Annotated in this window: 27 protein-coding genes and 1 tRNA gene; 11 read left to right on the plus strand and 17 right to left on the minus strand. The window is 70.4% G+C overall.

Annotation, left to right across the window (positions count from 1 at the left end):
• Positions 1-140 precede the first annotated feature (140 nt).
• Both AC067M_RS28020 and AC067M_RS28025 read right to left on the minus strand, forming a co-directional pair.
• Complete coding sequence (locus AC067M_RS28020) at positions 141-1,484, minus strand: ABC transporter substrate-binding protein (protein WP_478699808.1); 1,344 nt, start codon at positions 1,482-1,484, stop codon at positions 141-143.
• 101 nt (positions 1,485-1,585) lie between these two features.
• Positions 1,586-2,605: a LacI family DNA-binding transcriptional regulator gene (locus AC067M_RS28025; RefSeq protein ID WP_478699809.1), complete on the minus strand. Its 1,020-nt coding sequence runs from the start codon at positions 2,603-2,605 to the stop codon at positions 1,586-1,588.
• Positions 2,606-2,787: 182 nt separating this feature from the next.
• Between AC067M_RS28025 and AC067M_RS28030 the strand changes: the two genes are divergently transcribed.
• The 3 genes from AC067M_RS28030 to AC067M_RS28040 all read left to right on the plus strand — a co-directional run bounded on the left by AC067M_RS28030 (position 2,788) and on the right by AC067M_RS28040 (position 5,247).
• On the plus strand, positions 2,788-4,137 hold the full coding sequence (locus AC067M_RS28030; RefSeq protein ID WP_478699810.1) for a glycoside hydrolase family protein: 1,350 nt from the start codon (positions 2,788-2,790) through the stop codon (positions 4,135-4,137).
• Positions 4,138-4,294: 157 nt separating this feature from the next.
• Positions 4,295-4,849: a hypothetical protein gene (locus AC067M_RS28035; protein ID WP_478699811.1), complete on the plus strand. Its 555-nt coding sequence runs from the start codon at positions 4,295-4,297 to the stop codon at positions 4,847-4,849.
• A 95-nt stretch (positions 4,850-4,944) separates the two neighbouring features.
• Positions 4,945-5,247, plus strand: a complete 303-nt coding sequence (locus tag AC067M_RS28040) for a hypothetical protein (RefSeq protein WP_478699812.1) — start codon at positions 4,945-4,947, stop codon at positions 5,245-5,247.
• 65 nt (positions 5,248-5,312) lie between these two features.
• Here AC067M_RS28040 and AC067M_RS28045 read toward each other — a convergent pair whose 3' ends face one another.
• Positions 5,313-6,275 (minus strand): GlxA family transcriptional regulator, encoded by a 963-nt coding sequence (locus AC067M_RS28045; RefSeq protein ID WP_478699813.1) that lies wholly within the window; start codon positions 6,273-6,275, stop codon positions 5,313-5,315.
• A gap of 143 nt (positions 6,276-6,418) precedes the next feature.
• Between AC067M_RS28045 and AC067M_RS28050 the strand changes: the two genes are divergently transcribed.
• Positions 6,419-6,868: a hypothetical protein gene (locus tag AC067M_RS28050; protein ID WP_478699814.1), complete on the plus strand. Its 450-nt coding sequence runs from the start codon at positions 6,419-6,421 to the stop codon at positions 6,866-6,868.
• On the opposite strand, the gene AC067M_RS28055 is transcribed toward AC067M_RS28050, so the two are convergent.
• Positions 6,855-7,220, minus strand: a complete 366-nt coding sequence (locus AC067M_RS28055; protein ID WP_478699815.1) for a VOC family protein — start codon at positions 7,218-7,220, stop codon at positions 6,855-6,857. The genes AC067M_RS28050 and AC067M_RS28055 overlap by 14 nt on opposite strands.
• Before the next feature lie 158 nt (positions 7,221-7,378).
• Here AC067M_RS28055 and AC067M_RS28060 point away from each other — a divergent pair, with 158 nt between their 5' ends.
• Entirely contained in the window at positions 7,379-8,842 is a 1,464-nt protein-coding gene (locus AC067M_RS28060; protein ID WP_478699941.1) for an alginate lyase family protein, read from the plus strand.
• 71 nt (positions 8,843-8,913) lie between these two features.
• Here the strand turns inward: AC067M_RS28060 and AC067M_RS28065 are convergent, their stop codons facing one another.
• Together AC067M_RS28065 and AC067M_RS28070 are read right to left on the minus strand one after the other, a co-directional pair.
• The gene (locus AC067M_RS28065; RefSeq protein ID WP_478699816.1) at positions 8,914-10,419 is read right to left on the minus strand and encodes an MFS transporter; all 1,506 of its coding nucleotides are present in this window, start codon (positions 10,417-10,419) and stop codon (positions 8,914-8,916) included.
• 52 nt (positions 10,420-10,471) lie between these two features.
• Positions 10,472-11,803 carry a DUF445 domain-containing protein gene (locus AC067M_RS28070; RefSeq protein ID WP_478699817.1) on the minus strand — a complete coding sequence of 444 codons (1,332 nt, stop codon included), beginning with the start codon at positions 11,801-11,803 and terminating at the stop codon, positions 10,472-10,474.
• Positions 11,804-12,000: 197 nt separating this feature from the next.
• Here AC067M_RS28070 and AC067M_RS28075 point away from each other — a divergent pair, with 197 nt between their 5' ends.
• Positions 12,001-13,335, plus strand: a complete 1,335-nt coding sequence (locus AC067M_RS28075; RefSeq protein WP_478699818.1) for an SGNH/GDSL hydrolase family protein — start codon at positions 12,001-12,003, stop codon at positions 13,333-13,335.
• Positions 13,336-13,575: 240 nt separating this feature from the next.
• Here the strand turns inward: AC067M_RS28075 and AC067M_RS28080 are convergent, their stop codons facing one another.
• The 4 genes from AC067M_RS28080 to AC067M_RS28095 all read right to left on the minus strand — a co-directional run bounded on the left by AC067M_RS28080 (position 13,576) and on the right by AC067M_RS28095 (position 17,046).
• Positions 13,576-14,394 carry a DUF1707 SHOCT-like domain-containing protein gene (locus AC067M_RS28080; RefSeq protein ID WP_478699819.1) on the minus strand — a complete coding sequence of 273 codons (819 nt, stop codon included), beginning with the start codon at positions 14,392-14,394 and terminating at the stop codon, positions 13,576-13,578.
• A 33-nt stretch (positions 14,395-14,427) separates the two neighbouring features.
• A complete protein-coding gene (locus AC067M_RS28085) occupies positions 14,428-15,375 on the minus strand; it encodes an ABC transporter ATP-binding protein (RefSeq protein ID WP_478699942.1) in 948 nt (315 codons plus the stop codon).
• Between the two features lie 26 nt (positions 15,376-15,401).
• Positions 15,402-16,166 (minus strand): ABC transporter permease, encoded by a 765-nt coding sequence (locus AC067M_RS28090; protein ID WP_478699943.1) that lies wholly within the window; start codon positions 16,164-16,166, stop codon positions 15,402-15,404.
• Between the two features lie 79 nt (positions 16,167-16,245).
• Positions 16,246-17,046, minus strand: a complete 801-nt coding sequence (locus tag AC067M_RS28095) for an ABC transporter permease (protein WP_478699820.1) — start codon at positions 17,044-17,046, stop codon at positions 16,246-16,248.
• 239 nt (positions 17,047-17,285) lie between these two features.
• Between AC067M_RS28095 and AC067M_RS28100 the strand changes: the two genes are divergently transcribed.
• On the plus strand, positions 17,286-19,679 hold the full coding sequence (locus AC067M_RS28100) for a transglycosylase domain-containing protein (RefSeq protein ID WP_478699821.1): 2,394 nt from the start codon (positions 17,286-17,288) through the stop codon (positions 19,677-19,679).
• A gap of 138 nt (positions 19,680-19,817) precedes the next feature.
• Here the strand turns inward: AC067M_RS28100 and AC067M_RS28105 are convergent, their stop codons facing one another.
• Positions 19,818-20,174: a GroES family chaperonin gene (locus AC067M_RS28105; RefSeq protein ID WP_478699822.1), complete on the minus strand. Its 357-nt coding sequence runs from the start codon at positions 20,172-20,174 to the stop codon at positions 19,818-19,820.
• 44 nt (positions 20,175-20,218) lie between these two features.
• On the minus strand, positions 20,219-20,548 hold the full coding sequence (locus tag AC067M_RS28110; protein WP_478699823.1) for a DUF3618 domain-containing protein: 330 nt from the start codon (positions 20,546-20,548) through the stop codon (positions 20,219-20,221).
• Between the two features lie 148 nt (positions 20,549-20,696).
• Between AC067M_RS28110 and bcp the strand changes: the two genes are divergently transcribed.
• Together bcp and AC067M_RS28120 are read left to right on the plus strand one after the other, a co-directional pair.
• Positions 20,697-21,164 carry a thioredoxin-dependent thiol peroxidase gene (gene bcp, locus AC067M_RS28115; RefSeq protein ID WP_478699824.1) on the plus strand — a complete coding sequence of 156 codons (468 nt, stop codon included), beginning with the start codon at positions 20,697-20,699 and terminating at the stop codon, positions 21,162-21,164.
• 80 nt (positions 21,165-21,244) lie between these two features.
• A tRNA-Leu gene (locus tag AC067M_RS28120) sits at positions 21,245-21,327 on the plus strand.
• 41 nt (positions 21,328-21,368) lie between these two features.
• On the opposite strand, the gene rdgB is transcribed toward AC067M_RS28120, so the two are convergent.
• From rdgB to AC067M_RS28140, 4 genes are all read right to left on the minus strand, one after another.
• Positions 21,369-21,971, minus strand: a complete 603-nt coding sequence (rdgB, locus tag AC067M_RS28125; RefSeq protein ID WP_478699825.1) for an RdgB/HAM1 family non-canonical purine NTP pyrophosphatase — start codon at positions 21,969-21,971, stop codon at positions 21,369-21,371.
• Between the two features lie 47 nt (positions 21,972-22,018).
• The gene (locus tag AC067M_RS28130) at positions 22,019-22,423 is read right to left on the minus strand and encodes a hypothetical protein (RefSeq protein WP_478699826.1); all 405 of its coding nucleotides are present in this window, start codon (positions 22,421-22,423) and stop codon (positions 22,019-22,021) included.
• A gap of 144 nt (positions 22,424-22,567) precedes the next feature.
• Positions 22,568-23,305, minus strand: coding sequence for a ribonuclease PH (gene rph / locus AC067M_RS28135; protein WP_478699827.1), 738 nt, complete (start codon positions 23,303-23,305; stop codon positions 22,568-22,570).
• An 86-nt stretch (positions 23,306-23,391) separates the two neighbouring features.
• Positions 23,392-23,625, minus strand: a complete 234-nt coding sequence (locus AC067M_RS28140; RefSeq protein ID WP_478699828.1) for a PTS sugar transporter subunit IIB — start codon at positions 23,623-23,625, stop codon at positions 23,392-23,394.
• Between the two features lie 243 nt (positions 23,626-23,868).
• Here AC067M_RS28140 and AC067M_RS28145 point away from each other — a divergent pair, with 243 nt between their 5' ends.
• Positions 23,869-25,119 (plus strand): PTS transporter subunit EIIC, encoded by a 1,251-nt coding sequence (locus AC067M_RS28145; RefSeq protein ID WP_478699829.1) that lies wholly within the window; start codon positions 23,869-23,871, stop codon positions 25,117-25,119.
• A 72-nt stretch (positions 25,120-25,191) separates the two neighbouring features.
• Here AC067M_RS28145 and AC067M_RS28150 read toward each other — a convergent pair whose 3' ends face one another.
• Positions 25,192-25,944 (minus strand): MBL fold metallo-hydrolase, encoded by a 753-nt coding sequence (locus AC067M_RS28150; RefSeq protein ID WP_478699830.1) that lies wholly within the window; start codon positions 25,942-25,944, stop codon positions 25,192-25,194.
• 213 nt (positions 25,945-26,157) lie between these two features.
• Between AC067M_RS28150 and AC067M_RS28155 the strand changes: the two genes are divergently transcribed.
• Positions 26,158-26,658, plus strand: coding sequence for a type II toxin-antitoxin system PemK/MazF family toxin (locus AC067M_RS28155; RefSeq protein WP_478699831.1), 501 nt, complete (start codon positions 26,158-26,160; stop codon positions 26,656-26,658).
• The last annotated feature ends 114 nt before the right edge of the window (positions 26,659-26,772 follow it).

The following is a 26,772-nucleotide window of genomic DNA, read 5'->3' on the forward strand; positions in this document are numbered from 1 at the left end:
GAGAGAAGGGAGGGTGGGGGGGGGGAATCATGACCCGCGGGGGAGGCATGGGTCGGCCGCCCCCAGTCGCCTTCGTGGTGTCTTCCCCCCCCCGGGGGGGCCGCCCCCCCCCCCCCCCCCCCCCCCCCGGCCGATGGGTCCTACGGGATCTCGTAGCCGGCGTTGTCGGAGAAGTCCCGGTCGATGGCACGGGCGGCCTTGGACAGGGCGTCCTTGGGGTCGGCGCCGCCGTAGATGGAGCTCAGGGCCTCGCTGAACTTCGCGGTCACCACGGGGTATCCGGCGGTCACCGGGCGGGTGACGGCCACGCACGACTTGGTGATGTCACGGTCGCCGCACGGCTTGGCGAGCTGCTCGGCGAAGAGCTGGAGCGGGCCGCCCTGCTTGTACAGGTCACTCGCGGCGAGCGCGGACTTGGTGGCCGGCACCGCGCCGTTGGCCTTCGTCATCTCGGTGACGTGGGTGTCGCCCAGCAGGTTGTCGAGGAAGGCACCGGCCGCCTTGGCGTTCTTGGTGTTCGCGCCGATGCCCCAGGACCACGAACCCTGGCCGGCCTTGGGGCCGTTACCGAAGTTGGGCAGGGGCATCACGACGAGGTCGTCGCCGAGCGCCTCGCTGTACGCGGGGTACATCCAGTGGCCGACCCAGCTGAGCGCGACCCGGCCCTTGGCGAAGGCGCCCGCGTCGGTGTTCGGGTCGACGGAGGGCTTCCAGGACTGGAAGGTCTTCAGTGCCGAGACGACGGCCGGGGTGTCGAGGGCGCCGGCCGCCTTGCCGTCCTTGAGGAGCGAGCCGCCGGCGGACCAGACGACGGGGGCGAAACCGTAGGTGCCCCACTCGTTGTTGAGGCCGTTGTTCTCCTGGAGGTCGAGGACCTTGCCGTCGGAGTCCTTGGCCTTGAGTGCCTTCAGCGCGGCGCCGAACTGCTCGGCCGTCCAGTCGTCGGACAGGCTCTTGGGGTACTTCACCCCGGCCGCGTCCAGCAGCTTCTTGTTGCCGTACATACCGAGCCCGGAGTCGAACATGCCCAGGCCGTAGTGCTTGCCGTCGATCTCGCCCTGCGCCTTGTTGGCGTCGGTGGCGTTGCCCAGGGTCTTGGCGGAGACGTAGGAGTCGATCGGGGCGAGCTTCTTGTTGTAGACGAAGTTCGCCATGGTCGGGCCGTCGAACTCGATGACGTCCGGCAGCTTGGCGGCGTCGGTGGCGGTGATGGTCTTGGTGTAGTCCTTCTCGGGTATGAGCTTCAGCTCGACCTTCACCTTGCTCTGCGAGGAGTTGAAGGACTTCACCGCGTTCTGCAGTGCGGCGGCCTCGCTCTTCTGTCCCTGGTGGGCCCAGACGCTGATGGTGCCCTTGCCGCTGCCCGCCTCGGCCGCGGTGTCGGTGCCGCCGCCCCCGCCGCAGGCGGCCAGCGCCGCCAGGGGCAGGGCGAGGGCCAGGCCCGTACAGGCCGCGTGGCGGTGCCTTCTGTGTCCGGCGTTCATCGTGGGGTGCCTCCGTGCGTCGGTGCTGGGTGAGGGTCGGAACTGCTGGGTGCTGCCCGGCATGGGCGTGTGGGGCTCGAAGAGATGAGGGGCCTTGCGGGTTACTGCGGTCCGCGGGGGCTGGGCGGGGCCGTGGTCTCGCGCAGGACGAGACGGATCGGCATCTGTACGTGCCGGTGCTGGTCGGTGTCCGGTTCGTCGAGCTGTCGCAGCAGCAGCCGGGCGGCCTCGGCGCCCTGGCCGGCGACCGGCTGGGCGACCGTGGTCAGGCCCACGACCTCGGCGAGTTCGTGGTCGTCGAACCCGACGACCGACACATCGTCAGGGACCCGGAGCCGGTGGCGGCGCAGGGCGCGCAGCGCGCCCATCGCCATCTCGTCGGACTGCGCGAACACGGCGGTCGGCGGCCGGGAAGCGGCGAGCAGTCGGGTCATGGCCTGCTCACCGCCTTCGACGGTGTAACCGCCGTCGGCCTCCAGCGCCGGGTCGTGCTTGATTCCGGTCTCGGCCAGGACGTCCAGATACCCCTGGCGTCGCGCTATCGGGGTGGTCCAGTGCAGCGGCCCGCTGGTCCCGGCGATCATGCCGATCCTGCGGTGTCCCAGATTCACCAGATGCCGTACGGCACTCTCGGCCCCCGCCCGGTCGTCGATGCCGACCACGGTGAAGCCCTCCCTGGGCTCGCCGACGGTCGTGGCCAACGGCACGCCGAGCGAGCGCAGCGCGGCCTCCTCCGCCCGGTCGGGGATCAGCAGGGACAGCACCGCGTCGACCCGCTTGCGGACCGGCAGCTTGGTGAAGAAACGCTTGCGTGCCTCCGGTGAGCCGAGGTTGTACAGCAGCACGTCGTACCCGGCGGCACTGAAGACCTGCTCGGACGCGTCCAGCACGGTGCCGAAGAACCAGCGTCCGATGTACGGCGCGACCACCCCGATGGTGTACGTGCGCCCGCTGGCCAGGCTGGAGGCCGAGCGCGAGGCCGTGTAGCCCAACTCGGCGGCGACCGTGGCGATCTGCGCCCGCACCTCGTCCGAGACTCCCGGTTGGCCCCGCAGTGCGCGGGACACGGTGGACGCGGAGACCCCGGCGGCGCGGGCGACGTCGGTGATGCTGGCCGTCACGGGGCATTCCTCCAGGGCTGTTTCACGTCGATGTGGTCTGCGAGTGACGCGACCGTAAACCCGCTCACGTTGTTGCGCAAGCGTTTGCGTTCAGATTTACTTGGGCCGATTCTCAATTGACTCCTTCGTTATCGATACTCAGCGCACGCGTTTGGGCGCTGCGGAGCCGACAGGACCTGTGCATGCGATACGCCCCGCCCGGCCTCTGCGTGAACGACTTCGCCCTGCTCCGGGACCATGACGGCACCTACGCGGTGCTGCACCTCCAGGGCCCCTGGACGGACGAGTTCGACCACCTGCGGATGGAGACCTCCTACGGGCGGGCCACCTCCACCGACCTGGTCCACTGGCAGCCGCAGGGAACCGCGTTCGGCACCGGCCTGCCCGGCCGCTTCGACCAGCAGGCCGTGTGGACCATGCACCCCGTCCGGCACGGCGACGGAATGGCGATGTTCTACACGGGCGTGAGTGGACTGACGGCGGACGGCTGGCCGCTCCAGTCCGTCGGACTCGCGTACTCGGAGCGCACCGACGGCACGGGCTGGCGCCGCCACGGCACCGGTCCGGTCGTCGAGGCGGACGCGCGCTGGTACCGCACGGGCGAACGGATGGGCTGGCGCGACCCGTTCGTCGTCCGTGACGACGAGTCGGACGGCTGGTTCATGGTCGTGTGCGCCGCCGACGCCTCCCTGCCCGTCGAGGTCAGCGGCTGCGTGGCCTGGGCCACCTCCGATGACCTGGAGCACTGGACGGTCCACCCGCCGCTCCTGTCGCCCGGCGACGTCAACGAACTGGAATGCCCGGTCCTGGAACGCCTCGACGACGGCAGCTGGCTGCTGCTCGGCTCCATCGGCTCCACCCGCGGTTTCGAGGCGTGGACCGCCCCCCGCCTGCGCGGCCCCTGGACCCGCCGCGGCCCGCTCGGGCCCACCGGCTCCTACGCGCCCCGCGTCGTCCCCGCGCCCGACGGTTCCCGTGTCGTCCTGCACACCACTCCCCGCCGCGTCGGCCTCACCGACTCCGGCGACCGCTGCCGCGGCATGCTGGCCCAGCCGAAACTCCTGGTCACCTCGCCGGAGGAGGCACCCCGCCTGGAGTGGTGGCCCGGCCTGAACACCTGGCTCGGCGAGGAGACCGATCAGCCCGCCCTGCACGCGGTCGGCGACCTCGGCATGGCCGGACCCGTCGAGATCACCCTGCGCACCGACGTCCCCGGCGGTGACCGTCCCGCCCTCACGGTCGGCTGTGACGGCAAGAACCTCTGGGTGAGCGGTCCCGACGGGGCCCGCATCGGCGAGACCGTCCTGACCGAACCGGCGTCCACCCTGCGCATCCTGACCATCGGTGAGTACATCGAGGTCTACGCCGACGGGGTTTTCGCCCTGACCACGCTGTGCTACTCCGGCCACCCCGCTCCGTGGACGGCGGTCACCGACGGAGTCGCACGCACCATCCCCGTCCGTCCGGTCCGGCTGCCCGACCCCCACCGCGACGACGCCTCGGCCATCTGGCCCGGTCCGTCACCGCGGTGACGGACTCCCCCATCCACAAGGGCGCCAGCGGCCCTGCTGTGACACTCCTGTTGCCGGAACTGTGGGCTCCGCCACAGGTGGGGCGGGCTCGTCGTGTTGGACTCGGTGGTCGACCCGACGATCGGCCGATCGTCGGCAACCGGGGGGCCGCGACTCGATGTTCTACCTGCTCATTCTTCTCCTCATCGTCGCGGCCGTCACCGTCTTCGGTCTGACCGGGTTCGGCTTCGGGCAGCTGGCCCAGGCGGGCGTACGCCATGCCGGGGAGGCGACCCTGCTCCGCGCCCTGGCCGCGCTCACCGGGGCCGCCGCCCTCGCGGTGTACACCTGGGGGCTGCTCATGGTCACCGGCGCGGTGATGACAGCGGAGGACGGCGGGACGGACTCGTCGCCGCCGCAGTCCTGTCGTACGGCCGGGTGGTGGGAGCGGCACCAGCAGGGAATCCAGATCACCGACTACTCCGTGCACTTCGTGCCCCTCGGGTTCGTCTGCGAGACGAGCGACGGCGGGAGTTACGACAACGGCGACGTCCCGGGGTACGTCAATCCCGCCGCCCTCGGCCTGGCCCTGACCTCCGCCGGATGTGCCGTCGGCGCGCGCCGCCTGCCGGAGCGGGGCGCCGGGGCCGACGGCGGTCAGCCGGACGGCGGTCAGCCGGACGGCGGTCGGCCCAGCGAGGCGGACTCCCCCCGGCCGAACAGCGGTGCGTGAGGGGCGGAGAATGGGCAGGTCGAGGCGTTGGCCTCGGCGTCATCACGGTTTCACGCATACGCATCACGGCATCACGGCATCACGAGGAGGCAGTCATGGCGAAGGTTCCCAGCTCGGTGATCGCCGCGGGCGGGCTCGTCGGCGGGTACGGCGTGGCCCGCTGGACGAAGAAGCGGCAGCTCGGCGGGGTCGTCCTGGCCGCCGCGGGGGCCGCGGCCGCGCAGCAGTGGCGGCAGCGGGCCGGCGGGAAGGCCGCGGGGGCACTGACCGCCGCGTACGTCGCCGCGTTCGCCGGGTCCCACCCGCTGGCCAAGAAGGTCGGCGCCTGGCCGTCGGTGTTCGGCGTGGCAGGCGCCGTCGCCCTCGCGTCGTGGGCGGTCGCCGACCGGCGGGCGTGACCTGGCGCGTGTTGCGAAGGTTCCGTCGTCCGCTTGCAGGGCAGGCGGGATGTTCGCAACACGCCCTATCCCGCTTGCCCCGGCCGCTCCGACCGGAACGCCCTGCGATAGCCCTGCGGGCTCGTCCCCACCACCCTTCGGAACCGCTCCCGGAACGCCGTCGGTGAGCCGAAGCCCGTCTGGGTGGCGATGCGTTCGACCGGGTGCGCGGTGGTCTCCAGCAGGTGCTGCGCGCGCCGTACCCGTGCCCGGTGCAGCCACTGCAACGGCGTCGTGCCGGTCTGTTCGCGGAAGCGGCGGTTGAGGGTGCGGGTGCTCATACCGGCCCGGGCGGCGATCTCGTCCAGGGTGAGGTCCCGGTCGCAGTGCTCCTCCAGCCAGCCCAACAGGGGTTCGAGGGCCGCTCCCGCGGGTGCCGGGGGCAGGTCGTGGACGATGAACTGGGCCTGGCCGCCCTCCCGTTCCAACGGCATGACCGCCATCCGGGCGGCGTGCGCGGCGACCGCCGAGCCGTGGTCCCTGCGGATCATGTGCAGGCACATGTCCATCGCGGCGGCCGCGCCCGCCGAGGTGAGGAACTGGCCGTTGTCGACGTAGAGGACGTTGGGGTCGACGCTCACCCGCGGGTAGCGCGCCGCCAGGTCCGGCGCCGCGATCCAGTGCGTCGTCGCGCGCAGGCCGTCCAGCAGTCCCGTGGCGGCGAACAGGAACGCACCCACACAGATCGAGGCGATGCGCGTACCGTTCGCCGCCGCAGCGCGCAGGGCCTCGGTGACGCCCGGCGGCAGCGTGTCGGGCGGGTCGTCGACGCCGGGCAGGACGATCGTGTCCGCCTCCGCGAGCGCCTCCAGGCCGTACGGCGTCCGTACGGTGAAGATGCCCGCGCTCACCTCCCGGTCCGGGGAGCAGACCCGCACCCGGTAGGCCTCACGGCCGTCGGGCAGCCGGGCCCAGCGGAAGGTGTCGATCGGGGCGGAGAGATCGAAGGGGATGACGCCGTCGAGCGCCAGTACGGCCACGGTGTGCATGGCGAGAGCGTAGGCATACGACGGACACCGGCCAACGGCGCGCCCGCGTTTCGCCGCACACCGCGCGTCTCCTGGCGAGAATCCGTCGACACCTGGCATTACCGCCACTTCTGCGAGACCCCTGGCCCTTCTACCGTCGGCCCGTGACCAAGTTCCTCCTCGCCGTCCACGTCCTCGCCGCGATCGTCGCCATCGGTCCCGTCACCGTCGCCGCGAGCATGTTCCCGCCCGCCGCGCGCCGCGCCCTGGCCGCGCCGGACGATCCCCGGGCCACGGAGACCGTGCGGCTCCTGCACCGCATCTGCCGCGTCTACGCCGGCATCGGCATCGCGGTCCCCGTCTTCGGCTTCTTCACGGCAGGCGCGATGGGCGTCATGGGCGACACCTGGCTGATCGTGTCCATCGCCCTGACCGTGCTGGCGGCCCTCGTCCTCGTCGTCCTGGTCCTGCCCCGCCAGGAACCCCTGGTCGAGGGAAGGGGGACCCGCGAGGCGACCATCCAACTCGCCATGTTCACCGGCGTGTTCAACCTGCTGTGGGCGACGGTGACGGTCCTGATGATCATCCGCCCGGGGTCCACTACCGGGGCCTGAGATGCCCCAGCACGTTCACCACCTTCCCGTTCGGGTCCCGCACGAAGAAGCGCCGTACGCCCCACTCCTCGTCCCGCAGCTCCCGTACGACCTCCGCGTCCGAGGCCACCACGCGCGCGTACACCGCGTCGACGTCCTCCACCTCCACACTCAGGTCGGGGACGACGGGCGCGGTGCGCTCCTCGGTGAAGAAGCTGATCTGGGCGGTCGGGTTGGCGGGTGAGGCCAGGGTCGTCACCCACCCCAGGTTCATCACCTCCTCGAAGCCCAGCAGGCCGTAGAAGTCGCGGTTCGTGCTCACCGCCTCCTCCGAGTCGACCTGGATGTCGGGAACGATCCTGCGCACGGTCATGGCGTACGGCTCCTCACGATCGGCACCACGTTTCGGCGGATCCTCAGTTTTCGTTATCGGCTCGCCCTTCCGCACGTCTCCTCACCGTCCCCTCCACAGGAACGCGACTTACGACGCCGAGGTACGAAGACGTGACACGACAGATCAGCCGCCGAAGCATGATGAAGGCCGCGGGTGCGGCAGCCGGAGCGGTCGGCATCGGTACGGCCGTCTCGCCCGTCCCCGCCGCGGCGGCCGGCAGCGCCTACGCGCACCCCGGTCTGCTGCACACCCGCGACGACCTGGCCCGTATGGCCGCCGAGGTGAAGGCGGGCGCCGCCCCCTGCACGGCCGGGTTCGCCAAGCTGACCGCCAACAGGCACGCGCAGAGCGGCTGGACGCCCAACCCGCAGGCGATCGTGTACCGGGGTGCGGGCAGCCCGCAGAACTACGCGATCCTCTACAACGACGTCCACGCGGCCTACCAGAACGCCCTGCGCTTCCACGTCAGCGGCGACACCGCACACGCCGACACCGCCGTCGCGATCCTCAACGCCTGGTCGGCGAAGCTCACCTCGGTCCAGGGCTCCGCCGACCGGTTCCTGGCGGCCGGGCTGTACGGCTACCAGTTCGCCAACGCCGCCGAGCTCGTCCGTGATCACGACGGCTTCGACCTCGCCCGCGCCCAGAAGCTGCTGCGCGACGTCTTCGCCCCGCCCAGCGAGTCCTTCCTGAAGGTCCACAACGGCGCCGTCGTCACCAACTACTGGCCCAACTGGGACCTGGCGGCCCTCGCCTGCGTCCTCGCCGTCGGCGTCTTCTGCGACGACAGCGCGAAGGTCGACCAGGCGGTGGAGTACTTCAAGCACGGCGCCGGGCTCGGCGCGGTCAAGAACGCCATCCCCGTCGTACACGACGACGGTCTCGGCGAGTGGCTGGAGGCCGGCCGCGACCAGGGCCACGCGCTGCTCGGCGTCGGCCTCATGGGCACCGTCTGCGAGATGGCCTGGAACCAGGGCATCGATCTCTACGACTACGACGACAGCCGCTTCCTCAAGGGCGCCCAGTACGTCGCCAAGTGGAGCCTCGGCGGTGACGTGTCCTACACGGCCAACACGCGCCGCAAGGGCGCCATCGGCGGCTGGTCGGGGACGGAGACCGCCACCGACGCCGCCGGCGTGGACCCGGCGATGACCCGCCCCATCTGGGCGATGATCGCCAACCACTACACCAAGCGCCGGGGCCTCTCGGCGACGTACCTCACCCGCGCCGCCGCCAAGGCCGCGCCCGAGGGCGGCGGCGGGGACTACGGGCCCAACAGCGGCGGCTACGACCAGCTGGGGTTCGGGACGTTGGCGTACACCAGGGACCGGGCGGCCGATCCGTCGGCCGCACCGCGCCCGGCTTCCTCGGCTTCGGGGTCAGGCGCTTCGGGTCCCCGGCCGCAGAGCGCGTCCACTCCGCCCGCGACCGCCGCGGCAGCCTCGAAGGACGGCTCGAAGGACGGCTCGAAGGGCGGGGACCTCGCCGCCACCGGCTCCGCCGATCTCGTCGGCTGGACCGCCGCGACGGGGATCACCGCCCTCGCCGGAGGACTGCTGTTGCTGCGTCGGCGCGGCCGGGTCCGGGGCGAGTCCCAATAAGGGAGCCCCCATGAGCGGCAAGGGGCGCCCCCTCCGCCCAAGGGGGCGCCCCTTGCTCTGTTTCGCGGCGCTCACGCCGTCGCCGTACTCGACCCCTCCCGCTCGGTCTTCGCCGACTTCGCCTTCGTCGTCGCTGTCAGCGGCTTGGCGATGTCCTCCAGGGAGCGCCGTTCGGCGTTCACGGCCAGCAGCGCGGCCACCACTCCGGCCACGCACATCAGCGCCGCGCCGATCTGGAAGGCGAGGACCGTGTCGCCGACCTTGCCCGTGCCGGTGAGGTCGGCGAACAGCAGGGGGCCGCTGATGCCGCCGGCGGCGGTGCCGAGGGCGTAGAAGAAGGCGATGGACATCGCGCGTGTCTCCATCGGGAAGACCTCGGAGACGGTCAGGTACGCGCTGGACGCGCCCGCCGAGGCGAAGAACAGGACCGCGCACCAGCAGGCCGTCAGTGTCGCAGCGCTCAGGGAGCCGCGGTCGAAGAGCCAGGCCGTGCCGAAGAGCAGCAGGCCGGAGAGGAGGTACGTGGACGAGATCATCACGCGGCGGCCCACCGTGTCGAAGAGCTTGCCGAGCAGCAGCGGGCCGACGAAGTTGCCGACGGCGATGACGGCGAAGTAGTAGCCGGTGTTGCCGCTCGGCACGTCGAAGAACGTGGTGAGGATCGCGCCGAAGCCGAAGGTGATCGCGTTGTAGAGGAACGCCTGGCCGATGAAGAGGGCGAAGCCGAGGACGGCCCGCTTGCGGTAGTCGGAGAAGACCGTGCGGGCGATCTCGAGGAAGGTGACGCTGCGGCGCTGGTGGATGGTGATCTCGCCCTCGGCGGCCGGCAGTTCCTCGCCCTTCTCCTCCGCCACCCTCCGCTCGATCGAGGACACGATCCGTTCGGCCTCGCCGTCCCGGCCGTGGATCATCAGCCAGCGCGGGCTCTCGGGGACGTGCCGGCGTACGAGGAGGATCACCAGGGCGAGTACGGCACCCAGGGCGAACGTCAGCCGCCAGCCCACGTCCGCCGCGAAGATGTCCGTGTTCAGCGCGAGGATCGACAGCAGGGAGCCGCCGACCGCGCCCAGCCAGAAGCTGCCGTTGATCATCAGGTCGACGCGGCCGCGGTACTGGGAGGGGATCAGCTCGTCGATGGCGGAGTTGATGGCCGCGTACTCGCCGCCGATGCCGAAGCCGGTGAGGAAGCGGAAGAGCAGGAACCACCAGGTGTCGAAGGAGACCGCGGTCAGGGCGGTGGCCCCGAGGTACACCGCGAGGGTGACCATGAAGAGCTTCTTGCGCCCCCAGATGTCGGTCAGGCGGCCCCAGAAGAGGGCGCCGACGCAGGCACCCGCCACGTAGAGCGCGGCCGCGATGCCGGTGACCTCCCCGGACGTGATCGGCAGTCCGCTGCCGGGTTCCGACAGACGGCTGGCGATGTTGCCGACGACCGTGACTTCCAGGCCGTCGAGGATCCATACGGTGCCGAGTCCGATGACGATCGTCCAGTGCCAGCGGGACCAGGGCAGGCGGTCCAGGCGGGCGGGGATGTTCGTGGTCACGGTACGGCCGGTCGCGGCTTGCGCGGTGGTCATGGGCTCCCTCCCCATCGAGCGAACCCCGGTCGAGTGCCCTGCGGCGGCGGGACTACGCCCCGAGCACCCGCGACACCGTGTAGATCACCAAGCCGGCCAGGGAGCCCACGACCGTGCCGTTGATGCGGATGAACTGCAGGTCACGGCCGATGTTGGCCTCGATCTTGCGGGTGGTGTGCTGGGCGTCCCAGCCGGCCACCGTGTCGGTGATCAGGGAGGTGATCTCCTTGCGGTAGGTCGTCACGACGTGGACGGCGGCGTCCTCGACCCAGCTGTCGACCTTGTTCTGGACCTTGGGTTCGGTGGCCATGCGGGTGCCGAGGGAGAGGAAGGAGGCGCGGGCGCGCAGGCGGAGCTCGCTGCGCTCGTCCTCGGCGGCCGCGACGATCATGGCCCGTACGGCGGTCCAGGCGGAGGCGATGAGGTCCTGGACCTCGCCGCGGCCCAGCACCTCGCCCTTGAGCCGCTCCACCCGCGCGCGGGTGTCCGTGTCGGACTGGAGGTCGGAGGCGAAGTCGGTGAGGAAGCGGTCCAGGGCGCCGCGGGCGGGGTGGGAGGGCATGTCGCGCATCTCCGCGCAGAAGCGCAGCAGCTCCTTGTAGACGCGCTCGCCGACCTTCCTGTCGACGAACCGCGGGGTCCAGCCGGGCGCGCCGCCCTGAACGGCGTCCATCACGGACTCGCCGTGCAGCACCAGCCAGTCGTGCGCGCGGGAGACGACGAGGTCGACGGCGCGCCGGTGGCCGCCGTCGAGGACGATCCCCTCCAGCATCTTGCCGATGCCGGGCCCGATCTCCTTGGCGTTGGCCCGGCGGGTGATCGCCTCACCGACCACCGCCTGGACGTCCGAGTCGCGCAGGACCTTCAGCGCGCCCCTGAGGGCGGTCGACAGCTCCGCGGTGACCCGGTCCGCGTGCTCCGGCTCCGCGAGCCACGCGCCGAGGCGGCTGCCGATGCCCACGGCCCGCAGCCGCTGGCGTACGACGTCCTCGGAGAGGAAGTTCTCGCCGACGAACTCGCCGAGGGAGACGCCCAGCTGGTCCTTCTTGTTCGGGATGATCGCGGTGTGCGGGATGGGCAGGCCGAGCGGGTGACGGAAGAGGGCGGTGACGGCGAACCAGTCGGCCAGCGCGCCGACCATGCCGGCCTCGGCGGCCGCGGCGACGTATCCCGCCCAGGGGCCGGCGCCCTGGTGCCTGGACCACTCCGCGAGGACGTACACCAGCGCCACGAAGAGCAGCATTCCGGTGGCGGTCAGCTTCATCCGGCGCACACCGCGCCGCTTCTCCTCGTCGGCGGCGCTGAAAACGGTCATCGCGCGGGCGGGCGGCACCGTCCGGCCCGCTCGCACAGCGTCCGTTTCACCCGGATTTGTACGCTTCATCCGCTCCACCCGTCACGTTTTTCCGCACACATTGTCCCTTCCTGCCTTACTCCTGGAACAGATCGAGAGTTCCCTGCGTCTGATAACGGGGGCCCAATGGGGGGTCCTGCTCAATCCTCCCCCTACCTCATGTCGCATCATGAGGTGATCATTTTCGGAGCCCTGGGCTCCCCTCCTCCGAGGAGACGCACACCCGCATGACCAAGCGTCACGGTTATGCCCTGCTGTCCGCGATCGTCGCAGCGATCGTGGCCATCTCCGCCGCGATATACGTCGGGGTCGCAGCGGACAACGGCACGAGCGAGGACACCCTCGCCGCACCCCGCACCGCCCACAACTCCGCCGCCCCCGCCTCCACCGGCGTCTGGGTCGGCACCTGGGCCGCCTCCCCCGTGGGGGCCGAACCCGGCACCGAGCTGAACGGCCTCGCGGGCCGTTCGGTCCGCAACGTCGTCCACACGAGCGTCGGCGGTACGAGTGCCCGCATCACGCTGTCCAACCTCTACGGCACCCAGCCGCTGACCATCACCCACGCCTCCGTCGCCGTCGCCGCAGTCGACAACAGCGCCGCGGCGGCCGCGGCGACCATGCGGCGCCTCACCTTCAACGGCGGCAACCCCGCGGTCGTCATACCGGCCGGTGACCAGGTGATCAGCGACGCGGTCGCGGTGCTCGTCCCGCGCGACACCGACGTGCTGGTGACCACCTACTCCCCCACCCCGTCCGGGCCGGTGACCTACCACCCGCACGCCCGCCAGCTGTCCTACCTGGCCGAGGGTGACCGTACGGAGGACGCCGACGCGGGCGCGTTCACCGCGCACGCCGAGTACTGGCGCTACCTCACCGCGCTGGACGTGCTGAGCAACGAGTCCGACGGCACGGTCGTCGTCTTCGGCGACTCCATCACCGACGGCGTGACCTCCACGCTGGGCGCCGACCGCCGCTGGCCCGACGTCCTCGCGGACCGGCTGCGCGCGGCGGTCGAGCAGCGGGAGGACGTGGCGCGCTACAGCGTCGTCAACGAGGGCATCAGCGGCAACCAGGTCCTCGCCGACGGGCGGGGGCGGCCGGCTGAGAACCCCAGCGGTCTGAAGCGCTTCAGCCGCGACGTCCTCGCCCGGACCAACGTCAAGGTCGTCGTCATCGACCTCGGCGTCAACGACATCCTGCGCAACCGGCGTCTCGCCGATCCCGACCGGATCCTCACCGGCCTGCGCCTCATGGTCGGCCAGGCCCACGCCCGCGGCATCAAGGTCGTCGGCGCGACCCTCATGCCCTTCCAGGGCCACCGCGGCTACACCCCGGCCCGCGAGGCCGTCCGCCAGGAGATCAACGCCACGATCCGCTCCGGCGACGTCTTCGACGCGGTCGCCGACTTCGACAAGGCCCTCCGCGACCCCTACGACCCCCGCCGCTTCCGCCCCGACTACGACTCGGGCGACCACCTCCACCCCAGCGACGCGGGCTATGCCCGGATGGCCGAGGTCTTCAACCTGACGACGCTGAAGGGCTCGGCTCCGGCGGAGCTGTAGCGCGCGGCGCTGATGCCGACGGGCGGGCCGCGCAGCCCGGCGCTCACGGGTTGCCGCCCGCGGGCAGTCGTGCCGCCGGGGCCAGGGGAGTCCCCCATTCGAGCGAAGCCGAGAGTGGGGGAGGGTGGGCGCGGGCGGCGCCCTGGCAGCCCCGGGCTGCGCGGGCGGCGCCCTGGCAGCCCCGGGCTGCGCGGCCCGCCCCCGGCCCAGTCCAGCGCCGGACCAGATCCCAGCGCCGCCTCAGTGCTCCCGATGGCGGTGCCGGTCGCGGCGTGCCTCGTGCCGTTCCTCGCGGCGCCTCTCGCGGCGTTCCTCGCGCCGCTCCCGCATCACATCCCGGTGCCCGTCCAGCATCTTGCGGTGGGCCTCCTGGATGTCCTCGCGGAAGGAGCCGTGGACGTCTCTCATCGCGGCCTTGCGGTCCAGCTTCTCCTGCCGCCGCTCCGCCTTGGTCCGCTTGCGTTCGACGCCGACGCCGCCCCAGAAGGCGAACCCGGTCACGACGACCCGAGGCGCCCCGGGGTCCGGCGGCACGCCCACCTCACTGTGGTCGAAGCCGCCCATCACACCGATGCCCCGCACCACGACCTCCACCCCGGGCGGCACGACGATGTTCATGCCGCCCATGATCGCGACACAGTTGATCTCGACCTCACCGTCCGCGAAGTTCGCCTCGCGCAGATCGATCTCGCCGCCGCCCCAGAAGGCGAAGCAGTTGAACCGCTTCGGCACGGTCCAGCGCCCCCTGCGCTGAAACCCCGACATGACGGCCACCGCCCACGTCGACGACCCCCCGCCGCCCACGATCCGCCGCCCCCAACCGGGCCCGCCCTCCGGCTCCTTCGCCAGGGACACGGACGGCGGCGTGACACCCGCGACCGGCAGATCACGGGTGATCGGCGCCAGTTCACCGTACGTACGCGCCTGGTACGTCGCCTCCAGCCGCTCCTCGAACTCCGCCATGTCCAGACGGCCCTCCGCGAGGGCGTCCCGCAGGACCTCGGCGACTCGCTCACGATCGGCGTCGGAGGCACGCAGTTCCGGAACGTTGTCGGTCATACCCAGCAGCCTACGAGTTCCCGGCGCAGGGCACTATGCGCTCGCTCGCTCCGCGTACATTTTGGCGATCACGGCCTCGATGTCCGGCTCCCGCACCGACAGATCCACCAGCGGATACGCCTCCGCGATCCGCGCCACCAGCGGCGCCGCCGACTGCGCCGCCGGGAACGCCAGCCACTGCCGCGGCCCCTCCACCCGCACCACGCGCGCGGGCGCCGGCGCCTCGATGGGCGGCAGTTCCCGCTCCAGGTCCACCACCAGCGTCCGCTCGCTCTCCCCCGCCTCGTGCAGCCCCGCGAGCGGACCGTCGTACATCATCCGCCCGTGGTCGATGACCATCACGCGCGAGCACAACTGCTCGATGTCCTGGAGGTCATGGGTGGTCAGCAGCACCGTCGTGCCGCGCTCGGTGTTCAACTCCCGCAGGAACTCCCGCACCTTGGACTTGGACACCACGTCCAGGCCGATCGTCGGCTCGTCGAGGTACAGCACCTCGGGGTCGTGCAGCAGGGCCGCCGCGATGTCGCCGCGCATCCGCTGACCGAGCGACAGCTGCCGTACCGGGACGTCCAGCAGGTCGCCCAGGCCGAGGAGTTCGACGAGCCGGTCGAGGTTCTCGCGGTAACGGCCGTCGGGGATGCGGTACATGCGGTGCACCAGCCGGTAGGAGTCGATCAGCGGCAGGTCCCACCACAGGGTCGTACGCTGCCCGAACACCACCCCGATACGGTGCGCGAGGCGGGTGCGCTCGCGGGACGGGTCGATGCCGGCCACCCGCAGCCGGCCACCGCTCGGCGTCAGGATCCCCGTCAGCATCTTGATCGTCGTCGACTTCCCGGCACCGTTCGGCCCGATGTAGCCGACCATCTCCCCGCGTGCCACGGTGAAGGAGAGCGAGTCGACCGCCCGGACCTGCCGCACCTCCCGCTTCAGGAAGCCGGTCTTCTTGCGCACGTCGAAGACCTTCTCGACGCGGTCCATCTCGATGAAGGCGTTCTCGGTCACGCTCAACTCCCTGTACTCCGATAAGACCGCAGCCCCGCCCGCCAGGCCAGCCCCGCCAGCGCACAGCACACGGCCGCCACCAGCGGAGGCGCGAACGCCGCCCACTCCGGCAGGCCGAGCGGGTACGACCGCCCCAGCACGTACGCCGCCGGCACCCAGTTGACGAAGGCCAGCGGCAGCACGAAGGTCACCCCGCGCACCAACTCCTTGCCGAACACGGTCGGCGGGTACTGAAGCAGCGTCGTCCCGCCGTACGTGAACGCGTTCTGCACCTCCGACGCGTCCTGTGCCACGAACTGGAAGGCCGCACCGGCCACGAACACCGCGCAGAAGATCACCGCCCCGCTGACCAGCATCACCGGCATCAGCAGCACCTTCAGCGGGCTCCACGCGATGTCGGACACGGCGATCCCGTAGCCCAGCACCAGCACGCCCTGAGTGATCCGCGCGACCCGGCGCAGCGCGAAGCGGTCCGCGGCGACCTGCGCCAGCAACGGCGCCGGCCGCACCAGCAGCGTGTCGAGGGTGCCGTCGCGCACCCGCCTGCCCAGCCGGTCCATCGAGCCGATCGCCAGGTCCGCGAAACCGAACGCCGTGGCGGACAGGCCGTAGAGGAAGGCGACCTCGGGAAGCGCGTAGCCGCCGAGCGCGTCGATCCGCGAGAACATCAACAAGATCGCCACAAAATCGAGCCCGGTCACCGCCAGCCCGCCGAGCACGGTCAGAACGAAGGAGACGCGGTAGGCCATCGTGGAACGGATCCACATCGCGGCGATCAGCCGGTAGGCACGCAGCCCCTCCGCCAGGCGACTGCTCTCACCGGCCCAGCTCTCTCCCGCCCCGCTCTCACCCACCCTGCACCACCACCCGCCGCGTCGCCGCCGACTGCAACAACCGCCCCGCCGTCAGCAGCACCGCCGCCCAGGTCACCTGAAAGACGTACGTGCCCAGCGGAGCCGTCTCACCCATCAGGACGTCCGCGGGCATCTGCAGCAGCGCCGACCACGGCAACGCCCGTACGACCTCCCCGAGCACCCCCGGAAACACGTTCAGCGGCAGCATCATCCCCGAGCAGAACAACCCGGTGATCATCAGCGCCTGCAGGACGCCCGTGCCGTCCATCAGCCAGAACGCGCTCAGCGCCACCAGATACCGGATCGCGAAACTGACCACCATCGCGAGCACCACCGCGACCAGGAAGGCCACCCAGGTCAGCCAGTCGTCCGGCAGCGCCATCGGGAAGACGAGCATCCCGAAACCGAAGGGGATCACACCCCGCCCCACCAGCTGGAACAGCGCCCGCCCCAAGTCACTCGCCAGCCACCACAGTTGGAGGTCCGCCGGCCGGTACAGGTCGATGGCGACCTCACCGGTGCGGATGCGTTCCATGAGATCATTCTCGAAGCCGCCGCCCTGGACGGCCAGCGTCGAGTACAACGCCTGCCCCAGCCACACGTAGGTGACCGCCTGCGCCTGGTCGTAACCGCCCAGGTGCGGCCGCTCGTCCCACAGGGCGAGATACGTGTAGACGAGGATCAGACCGAAGACCGTGTTGGTGAACACCCCGGCGGCAGTCGCCGCCCGATACGTCGCGTACCGTCGGAAACCACCCGCCGCGACGGCCGCGTACAACCGCGCCGAACCCACGGCAACCGCCCTCCTTGCCCGCCCGAAAGTCCGCCCGAAGCCTGCCCGACACCGAAGCGCAGGAGCCTAGCCCGCGGGTGACCTGGCGTGCCACGCCTTTTCCGGGCACGACGCGTGTGACGAACGCGCGCCTATGGCCGGGAACGGAACGCATGGTGCGACAGTCTTCAACAGGGGGCGCAGAAGGCGTACGAGGGCGTACGGGAACGTACGACGCGAAACAGGAGTCCGTGCACGAGATGAGTGACGAGCCGCAGCCGCAGCAGCCGACACAGGGCCTGCCACCGAGCGAGCCCGAGGGGGACGGCAAGAAGGCGAAGCGACCCAAGCGCACCGGCTGGCGCCGGATCATCCCGACCTGGCGCATGGTGCTGGCCACCTTCGTCCTCGGCGTCCTGCTCCTCGTCGGCCTGTTCTTCCTCGGCTACTCGATGGTCAAGATCCCGCCGGCCAACGCCCTCGCCATGAAGCAGAGCAACGTCTACCTGTACGCGGACGGCAGCGAGATCGCCCGCGACGGCGAGGTCAACCGCGAGAACGTCACCCTCGCGCAGATCTCCAAGGACGCCCAGCACGCCGTCCTCGCCGCCGAGGACCGCGACTTCTACACCGAGTCCGCCATCGACCCCAAGGCGATGCTGCGCGCCGGCTGGAACACCGCCCTGGGCAAGGGCAAGCAGTCCGGCTCCACGATCACCCAGCAGTACGTCAAGAACTACTACCTCGCGCAGGAACAGACCGTCTCGCGCAAGGTGAAGGAGTTCTTCATCTCGATCAAGCTGGACCGCACCCAGAGCAAGAACCAGATCCTCCTGGGCTACCTGAACACCAGCTACTTCGGCCGCAACGCCTACGGCCTGCAGTCCGCCGCCCAGGCCTACTACGGTGTCGACGCCATCGACCTCACCCCGGCCCAGGGTGCCTACCTCGCGGCCCTGCTCAACGCGCCCAGCGAGTACGACATCGTCGCCCACCCGCAGAACAAGGCCGCCGCCGAGGCCCGCTGGAACTACGTCCTCGACGGCATGGTCAAGAAGGGCTGGCTCAGCGAGTCCAAGCGCGAAGGCATGAAGTTCCCCATGCCGAAGGAGCAGACCGTCTCCACCGGCCTGTCCGGCCAGCGCGGCTACCTCGTCGAGGCGATCAAGGACTACCTCCGCGAGAACAAGATCCTCACCTCGGACGAGCTCACCTCGGGCGGCTACCGCATCACCACCACCATCCAGAAGAAGAAGCAGGACGCGTTCGTCGACGCCGTCAACGACCAGCTGATGTCCAAGCTGGACAAGAAGAACCGCAAGGTCGACAACTACGTCCGCGCGGGCGGTGCCTCCGTCGACCCCAAGACCGGCAAGGTCATCGCCATGTACGGCGGCGTCGACTACGTCAAGCAGTACACGAACAACGCCACCCGCGGTGACTTCCAGGTCGGCTCCACCTTCAAGCCCTTCGTGTTCACCTCCGCCGTCCAGAACGGCTCCGTCACCCAGGACGGCCGCACCATCACCCCGAACACGATCTACGACGGCACCAACAAGCGCCCCGTACAGGGTTGGAGCGGCGGCACCTACGCCCCCGAGAACGAGGACCAGCACTCCTACGGCGACATCACGGTGCGCCGCGCCACCGACAGCTCCGTCAACTCGGTGTACGCGCAGATGGCGGTCGACGTCGGCGCCGAGAAGGTCCGCGAGACCGCGATCGACCTCGGCATCCCCGCGAACACCAAGGACCTCAACCCCTACCCGTCCATCGCCCTGGGCACCGCCACCGCCAGCGTCCTCGACATGGCGGAGGCGTACGCGACCCTCGCCAACCACGGCAAGCACGGCACGTACACCCTGATCGAGAAGATCACCAAGGAGGGCAAGGACGTGGTGGAGCTGCCCAAGCGCAGTACCCGCCAGGCCGTGAGCCGCGAGGCCGCCGACACCACGACCTCCATCCTGCGCAGCGTCGTCCAGAACGGCACCGCGACCGGCGCACTGGCCGCCGGGCGCCCCGCGGCCGGCAAGACCGGCACCGCCGAGGAGGACACCGCGGCCTGGTTCGCCGGCTACACGCCCGACCTGGCCACCGTCGTCGCCGTCATGGGCCAGGACCCGGTCACGGCCGCCCACAAGCCGCTGTACAACGCACTGGGCGTGGCCCGCATGAACGGCGGCGGCCCGCCCGCGGACATCTGGGCCCAGTTCACCAAGAACGCCCTCAAGGGCAAGCCGGTCAAGGACTTCGACCTGGTCCTGGAGGAGGGCGCCGACCAGGTCCAGGAGCCCCCGGCCCAGTCCAGCCCCGACCCGGGCACCAGCGAGGACGAGGACGAGGACAAGACCCCCGGGAGCGAGGACCCCGAGAAGGGGCGCACGGCGGGCCAGACCCAGGGCCAGACCGACGGCGGCACCACCGGCGCCACCACGCCCGAATCGCCCACGACCGGCGGCGGCACGCAGGACGGCGGCTCCACAGCCGGCACGCCCACCACGGGCGGCACGGACGACGGGGACACCACCGACGGCGGTACCACGGACGGCGGCACCACCGACGGTACGACCGACGGCGGCACGACCGCGGGCGACGGCACCACGACGGGGACGACGAGCGGCGCGGGGCCCTTCCCGCCGACACGCAGTTAGCGCCTTTCGTTTGGATCACGCCGGCTCGCGGGGTCCGGCCTGATCCAAACGAAAGACCCTAGGCGCGAGCGGCGCCCAGGGCAGGCACGAGAAAGGGCTGGTGGCTATGGCCACCAGCCCTTCTCCTTGTGCGTTGCTCTACAAGTACAACCCGGTCGAGTCCTCCGACCCCTCGAAACGGTCGGCGGCCACGGCATGCAGATCACGCTCACGCATGAGCACGTAGGCGACGCCGCGCACCTCCACCTCGGCGCGGTCCTCCGGGTCGTAGAGCACCCGGTCGCCCGGCTCCACGGTCCGTACGTTCTGTCCCACCGCCACGACCTCCGCCCAGGCCAGTCGACGACCGACCGCCGCCGTGGCGGGGATCAGGATGCCGCCGCCCGAACGCCGCTCGCCCTCGCTGGTGTCCTGCCGCACGAGTACACGGTCGTGCAGCATCCGGATGGGCAGCTTGTCCTGATGAGTACTGTGCTCGTTTCTGTTGGCGCTCACGCCTTAGAACCTATCTGCCTGAAACGGATCCGTACGCCGCCGGGTCAGTCCTTGCGCCGCCGGGTGCTCAGCGCGAGCAGCCCCACGACGCCGACCACGGCGAGCGCGACGGGCACGACACGCTCGAGCCGCGGCCCGCCGTTCTCGTCCACGAACTGCGCCCTCGCCCGGGTCACGGCACGGTTGACCTGTACGTAGGCCCTCCCGACCGTGTGATCGATGTTGGCCGCGACCTTGGCCTTCGCGTCCCCGACGATGGTCTTCGGATGCACCCGCACCCCGATCTCGTCGAGCGTCTCGGCCAGCACCTCGCGGCGACGCTTGATGTCCGCCTCGATCTGCGCCGGGGTTCTGGTGTCCGACGTGTCCGCCACCGTACGGCCTCCGAAGTCTGCTGATGCTGTTCGGGACAGTCTGTCAGCTCTGCACCGCATCGCACCGTCAGGACCCCCCGTTAGGCTCGGACCGACACCGCACAGACGCACGCACCGCACGCACCGCGCACACGAGGAGACGACACCGATGTCCGAGCGACTCCAGCCCGGGGACGAGGCCCCCGCGTTCACCCTGACCGACGCCGACGGCAACGAGGTGTCCCTGTCCGACCACAAGGGCCGCAAGGTCATCGTCTACTTCTACCCGGCGGCCCTGACCCCTGGCTGCACCAAGCAGGCGTGCGACTTCACGGACAACCTCGACCTCCTGGCGGGCGCCGGCTACGACGTCCTCGGCATCTCCCCCGACAAGCCCGAGAAGCTCGCCAAGTTCCGCGAGAAGGAGTCCCTCAAGGTGACCCTCCTCGCCGACCCCGACAAGAAGGTCCTCGACGCGTACGGCGCCTTCGGCGAGAAGATGAACTACGGCAAGACGTACATGGGCGTCATCCGCTCCACGATCGTGGTGGACGAGCAGGGCAAGGTCGAACGCGCCCTGTACAACGTCCGCGCGACGGGCCACGTGGCCAAGATCATCAAGGACCTGGGGGTCTGAGGACGCGCGTTGTTCGGCGTGCGCCGGAGCTGGAGCGGCTTCCGCGCAACGGTCACCAGCCCGCTACGATGGCTGGGCCGGCGGCCGTTGCTGAATGGTATAAGCAGAGGTTTTAGGTGCCTCGGGGCATTTGCCCATGTGGGTTCGACTCCCATCGGCCGCACGCACAGAGGGGCCGCCGACAGGCGGCCCCTCTCCCGTAGCTCAGCCCAACAGCTGCCGCACCACCGGCACCAGCGCCCGGAACGCCTCTCCTCGATGGCTGATCGCGTTCTTCTCCTCGGGGGTCAGCTGCGCGCACGTGCGCGTCTCGCCGTCCGGCTGGAGGATCGGGTCGTAGCCGAAGCCGTTCGTGCCGACGGGGGTGTGGCGGAGGGTGCCGCGCAGGCGGCCCTCGACCACCTCCTGTCGGCCGTCGGGCAGCGCCAGGGCCGCCGCGCAGGTGAAGTGGGCGGCGCGGTGTTCGTCGGCGATGTCGGAGAGTTGGGCCAGCAGCAGGTCCAGGTTGGCTCGGTCGTCGCCGTGCTTGCCGGACCAGCGGGCGGAGAAGATGCCGGGGGCGCCGTTCAGGACGTCGACGCACAGGCCCGAGTCGTCGGCGACCGCCGGGAGGCCCGTGGCCTGGGCGAGGGCGTGGGCCTTGAGGAGCGCGTTCTCGGCGAAGGTGACTCCCGTCTCTTTGACGTCCGGGATGTCGGGGAACGCGTCCGCGCCGACGAGGTCGTGCTGCAGACCTGCGTCGGCGAGGATCGACCGAAGCTCGGTGATCTTTCCGGCGTTGCGGGTGGCGAGAATCAGGCGGGTCATGGGACCAGTATCCCGACCCGCCGGCCCCGGCCCACCGCCCGTCTTCCCTACGGCGTGCACACCTTCGTCAGTTCGCCCGCCGCGTCCGTGATGGGCGTGAGGTCGGGGGTCTTGTCGCCGTTGTCGACCGCGGTGCGGACGTTCTCCACCGCCTTGCCGAGGTCCTCGACCGCCTTGTTGACGTCGGCGTTGTCGGTCTTGTCGCCTATTTTGTCGAGGTTGTTGTCGATGGAGGTGAGGGATTCCTCCAACTGCGTCGGGTCGTCGGCCGCGTTGCTGACGGCCTGCTGGAGGTCCGTGACGCTGTCGGCGATCGCATCGGCGGTCTGGACGCAGTCGAGTGCCTTGCTGACGGCGTCACAGCCGGTGGTGAGGCCGGCGGTCAGTGCGACGGCCGCCAGGGTGGCGGCAACAGCGGCGGTGCGGCGTCCGCGTCGGCGGCTCGCGGCCATGGAACGGTCCCTCCCTCGTGCGGGCCCTGTCGGAGCCCCGTGTAATGGCCGGGCGCACGGCGGTGAGCCGTGCGCCCGTACTTCTGGAGACGCTGCGGCGGTCGGTGTGGTTGCCGCCGCAGATCGTTTGTTTTGGCGTGCCCTTTACTTTTCGAGGGCGGTGTCGAGGGCCTTGTGCTGGAGTGCGGCCAGATCGGTGCAGCCGGCGACGGCCAGGTCGAGGAGGGAGTTGAGTTCCTCGCGGGCGAACGGCTCGGCTTCCGCCGTGCCCTGGACCTCGACGAAGCGGCCGTCGCCGGTGCAGACGACGTTCATGTCCGTCTCGGCGCGGACGTCTTCCTCGTAGCAGAGGTCCAGGAGCGGTACTCCGCCGACGATGCCCACCGAGACCGCCGACACCGTTCCCGTCAGCGGCTGGCGGCCTGCCTTGATCAGCTTCTTGCCCTGGGCCCAGGAGACCGCGTCGGCGAGTGCCACGTACGCGCCGGTGATGGCCGCGGTGCGGGTGCCGCCGTCCGCCTGGAGGACGTCGCAGTCGAGGACGATGGTGTTCTCGCCGAGGGCCTTGTAGTCGATGACGGCGCGCAGGGAGCGTCCGATGAGGCGGCTGATCTCGTGGGTGCGGCCGCCGATCTTGCCGCGGACGGACTCGCGGTCGCCGCGGGTGTTGGTGGCGCGGGGCAGCATGGAGTACTCCGCGGTGACCCAGCCCTCGCCGCTGCCCTTGCGCCAGCGCGGGACGCCTTCGGTGACGGAGGCGGTGCAGAAGACCTTCGTGTCACCGAAGGAGACGAGGACGGAGCCTTCGGCGTGCTTGCTCCAGCCGCGTTCGATGGTGACCGGGCGGAGTTGTTGGGGGGTGCGGCCGTCGATTCGAGACATGCGCTGAGCCTAGCCGCACAAGGCGAGAGGCCCCTCCCACGGAGGGGAAAGGCCTCAGCCCACGACCGCCCAGGTGTCCCCGGGCATCACATCATGTCTTCGATCTCCGCGGCGATCGGGTCGGCGTCCGTGCCGATGACGACCTGGATCGCGGTGCCCATCTTGACGACCCCGTGGGCGCCGGCGGCCTTCAGGGCGGCGTCGTCGACCTTGCCGGCGTCGACGACCTCGGTGCGCAGGCGGGTGATGCAGCCCTCGACCTCTTCGATGTTGTCGATGCCGCCGAGCCCGGCGACGATCTTCTCAGCCTTGGTGGCCATGTTCCTTCTCCCTGATCCGAACCGCTGGGTCGCGGTAACCGTCCGAAACTGGTCTACACCACCCGGCCGAGGGTCGCCAAGCCCAGGCGTCGACGACGTCACGAGGGTACGAAGAGGGTCAGTCGGCGCCACGGAGGGTAGCGCTCCGGTTGCGGGATTCAACGGGTTCCTTATCCCGCCTTCATCATGCTACAAACAGGTCTACACCACTGAGTGGTGTAGACCACCACCGATGGAGGACGTATGAGCACCGCCACCGCAACGGCGGCCCCTGCGAAGAAGCGGGGTTCCGGTCTTTTCCAGGGGCTGCAGAAGGTCGGCCGCAGCCTGCAGCTCCCGATCGCCGTACTGCCGGCGGCGGGCATCATGGTCCGGCTCGGCCAGCCCGACATCTTCGGCAAGGACGGCCTCGGCTGGGACAAGGTCGCGGCGGTGTTCAACGCCGCGGGTGGCGCCATCACCGGCAGCCTGCCGATGCTGTTCTGCATAGGCGTGGCGATCGGCTTCGCCAAGAAGTCGGACGGTTCCACCGCGCTGGCCGCGCTGGTCGGCTTCCTCGTCTACAGCAAGGTCCTCGAGGCGTTCCCGCTGACGGAACAGCACATCGAGAAGGGCCAGATCGTCGAGGCGACGTACAACAACCCCGGTGTCCTCGGCGGCATCATCATGGGTCTGCTGTCGGCCGTGATGTGGCAGCGCTTCCACCGCACCAAGCTGGTCGACTGGCTCGGCTTCTTCAACGGCCGTCGTCTGGTGCCGATCCTGATGGCCTTCGTCGGTGCGCTGGTCGGTGTCTTCTTCTGCCTGGTCTGGGAGCCCATCGGTGACGGCATCACCAGCTTCGGCGAGTGGATGACGGGCCTCGGCGCCTTCGGCTCCGCCCTGTTCGGCCTGGTCAACCGCGCGCTCATCCCGATCGGCATGCACCAGTTCGTGAACACCGTGGCGTGGTTCCAGCTCGGCGACTTCAAGGACGCCGCCGGCGCAGTCGTGAACGGTGACCTCACTCGCTTCATGCACGGCGACCCGTCCGCCGGTATGTTCATGTCCGGCTTCTTCCCGATCATGATGTTCGGTCTGCCGGCCGCCGCCCTGGCCATCGCGCACTCCGCCCGCCCCGAGCGCCGCAAGGCCGTGACGGGCATGATGATCTCGCTGGCGCTGACCTCGTTCGTCACCGGTGTGACCGAGCCGATCGAGTTCTCGTTCATGTTCATCGCCCCGGTTCTGTACGCGATCCACGCCGTGCTGACCGCCGTGTCCATGGCCGTGACCTGGGGGCTGGGTGTCCACGCGGGCTTCAACTTCTCGGCGGGCGCGATCGACTACGCGCTGAACTGGAACCTGGCGACCAAGCCCTGGTTGATCGTCCCGATCGGCCTGGTCTTCGCGGCGATCTACTACTTCCTCTTCCGCTTCGCCATCACCAAGTTCAACCTCCCCACCCCGGGCCGCGAGCCCGACGAGGAGGTCGAGGACCTCACGAAGGCCTGAACACCGGCCGTACGGCGTGACGAAGGCCCCGGGACCGACCAGGTTCCGGGGCCTTCGTGCACGTACAGGGATTCAGATCGCGTACGACACCCGCGGTACCGCCAGTTCGACCGGGCCGTCGAAGCTCGCGCGGGCGTCGGCGAGGTTGACCTCGGGGTCGGTCCACGGGGGGATGTGGGTGAGGACCAGGCGTCTCGCGTTCGCGCGGCGGGCCGTCTCGCCGGCCTCGCGGCCGTTGAGGTGCAGGTCGGGGATGTTCTCCTTGCCGTGCGTGAACGCGGCCTCGCACAGGAACAGGTCGGCGTCCCGGGCGAGTTCGTCGAGGTGCGCGCTGACGCCGGTGTCGCCGGAGTACGTCAGTACCTTCCCGCCGTGCTCGACGCGGATGCCGTACGCCTCCACCGGGTGGGCCACGCGTTCCGTGTGCACCGTGAACGGGCCGATCTCGAAGGTGGAGGGCTTCACCGTGTGGAAGTCGAAGACCTCGCTCATGGAGGAGGCCGAGGGGGTGTCGGCGTAGGCGGTGGTCAGCCGGTGTTCGGTGCCCTCAGGGCCGTAGACCGGCAGGGGTGCGCAGCGTCCGCCCTCGTGCCGGTAGTAGCGCGCCACGAAGTAGGCGCACATGTCGATGCAGTGGTCGGCGTGCAGATGGCTGAGGAAGATCGCGTCGAGGTCGTAGAGACCGCAGTGGCGCTGCAGCTCGCCGAGGGCACCGTTGCCCATGTCGAGAAGCAGCCGGAAGCCGTCGGCCTCGACGAGGTAGCTCGAGCAGGCCGATTCCGCGGACGGGAACGACCCCGAGCAGCCGACGACGGTGAGCTTCATGAAACAGAAACCTCCGCTGGCGGGAAACGAGAGAAGGGGCGTCGGGGGTCGTGCGGTCCGTCGAGCGTAAGGCGCAAAACCCCCGGTCGCTCCTCCGCCAAGGGCTGTTGTGGGCGAACTCACCTGTGCTGTCACCGGTTCGGCTGGCCAAGGGGCGCACAGGGTGTGAGGGAGGGCGCACACCGGGCCGCGCGCCCGGTAACGTCCTCCAGTATGGACACGTCCTGGTGGCTCGCGATCGCGGCGGTGGTGCTGCTCGCGCTGGTCGCCACACTCGTCGACGGCTCGGGGCGCGGGCGGCGTCCCAAGGGCCGCAGGACACGGCCGCCGGGGCGACCCGAGCGGCGGCCGTCCGAACGGCCTGAGAGGCGGCCTTCAAAGGCACCGGTGCCGCGGCCCTCCGGGCGGCCGCAGCCCGCGGAGATCTGGTGGGCGAACGTGCCGTTCGAGGACGGGCCGGGTGCGAAGGACCGGCCGTGTCTGGTGCTGACGGTGCGCGGCCGGCACGCGACCGTCGCGAAGATCACCAGCAAGTACCACGACGACCGGGCCGGGGTGATCCCGCTGCCGCCGGGCGCCGTGGGTGACACGCGGGGCCGGGCGAGCTTCCTGGAGACGGACGAGCTGCGCCGCGTCCCGGTGGGCGACTTCCGCCGCCGGGTGGGTGTGGTGGACCCGGTCCTGTGGGACCAGGTCCGGCGCCTGACGAGGTAACTGGCGAGGCGACTAGGGTCTTTCGTTCGGATCAGGCCGGATCAGGGAGCGGGGTCCGGTGCCGTGCGTCGCAAGGCGGAGGAGGGCGGCAGGGCGGAGCCCTGCCGAGCGACG

The organism is Streptomyces sp. NPDC043427 (genome assembly GCF_056436655.1).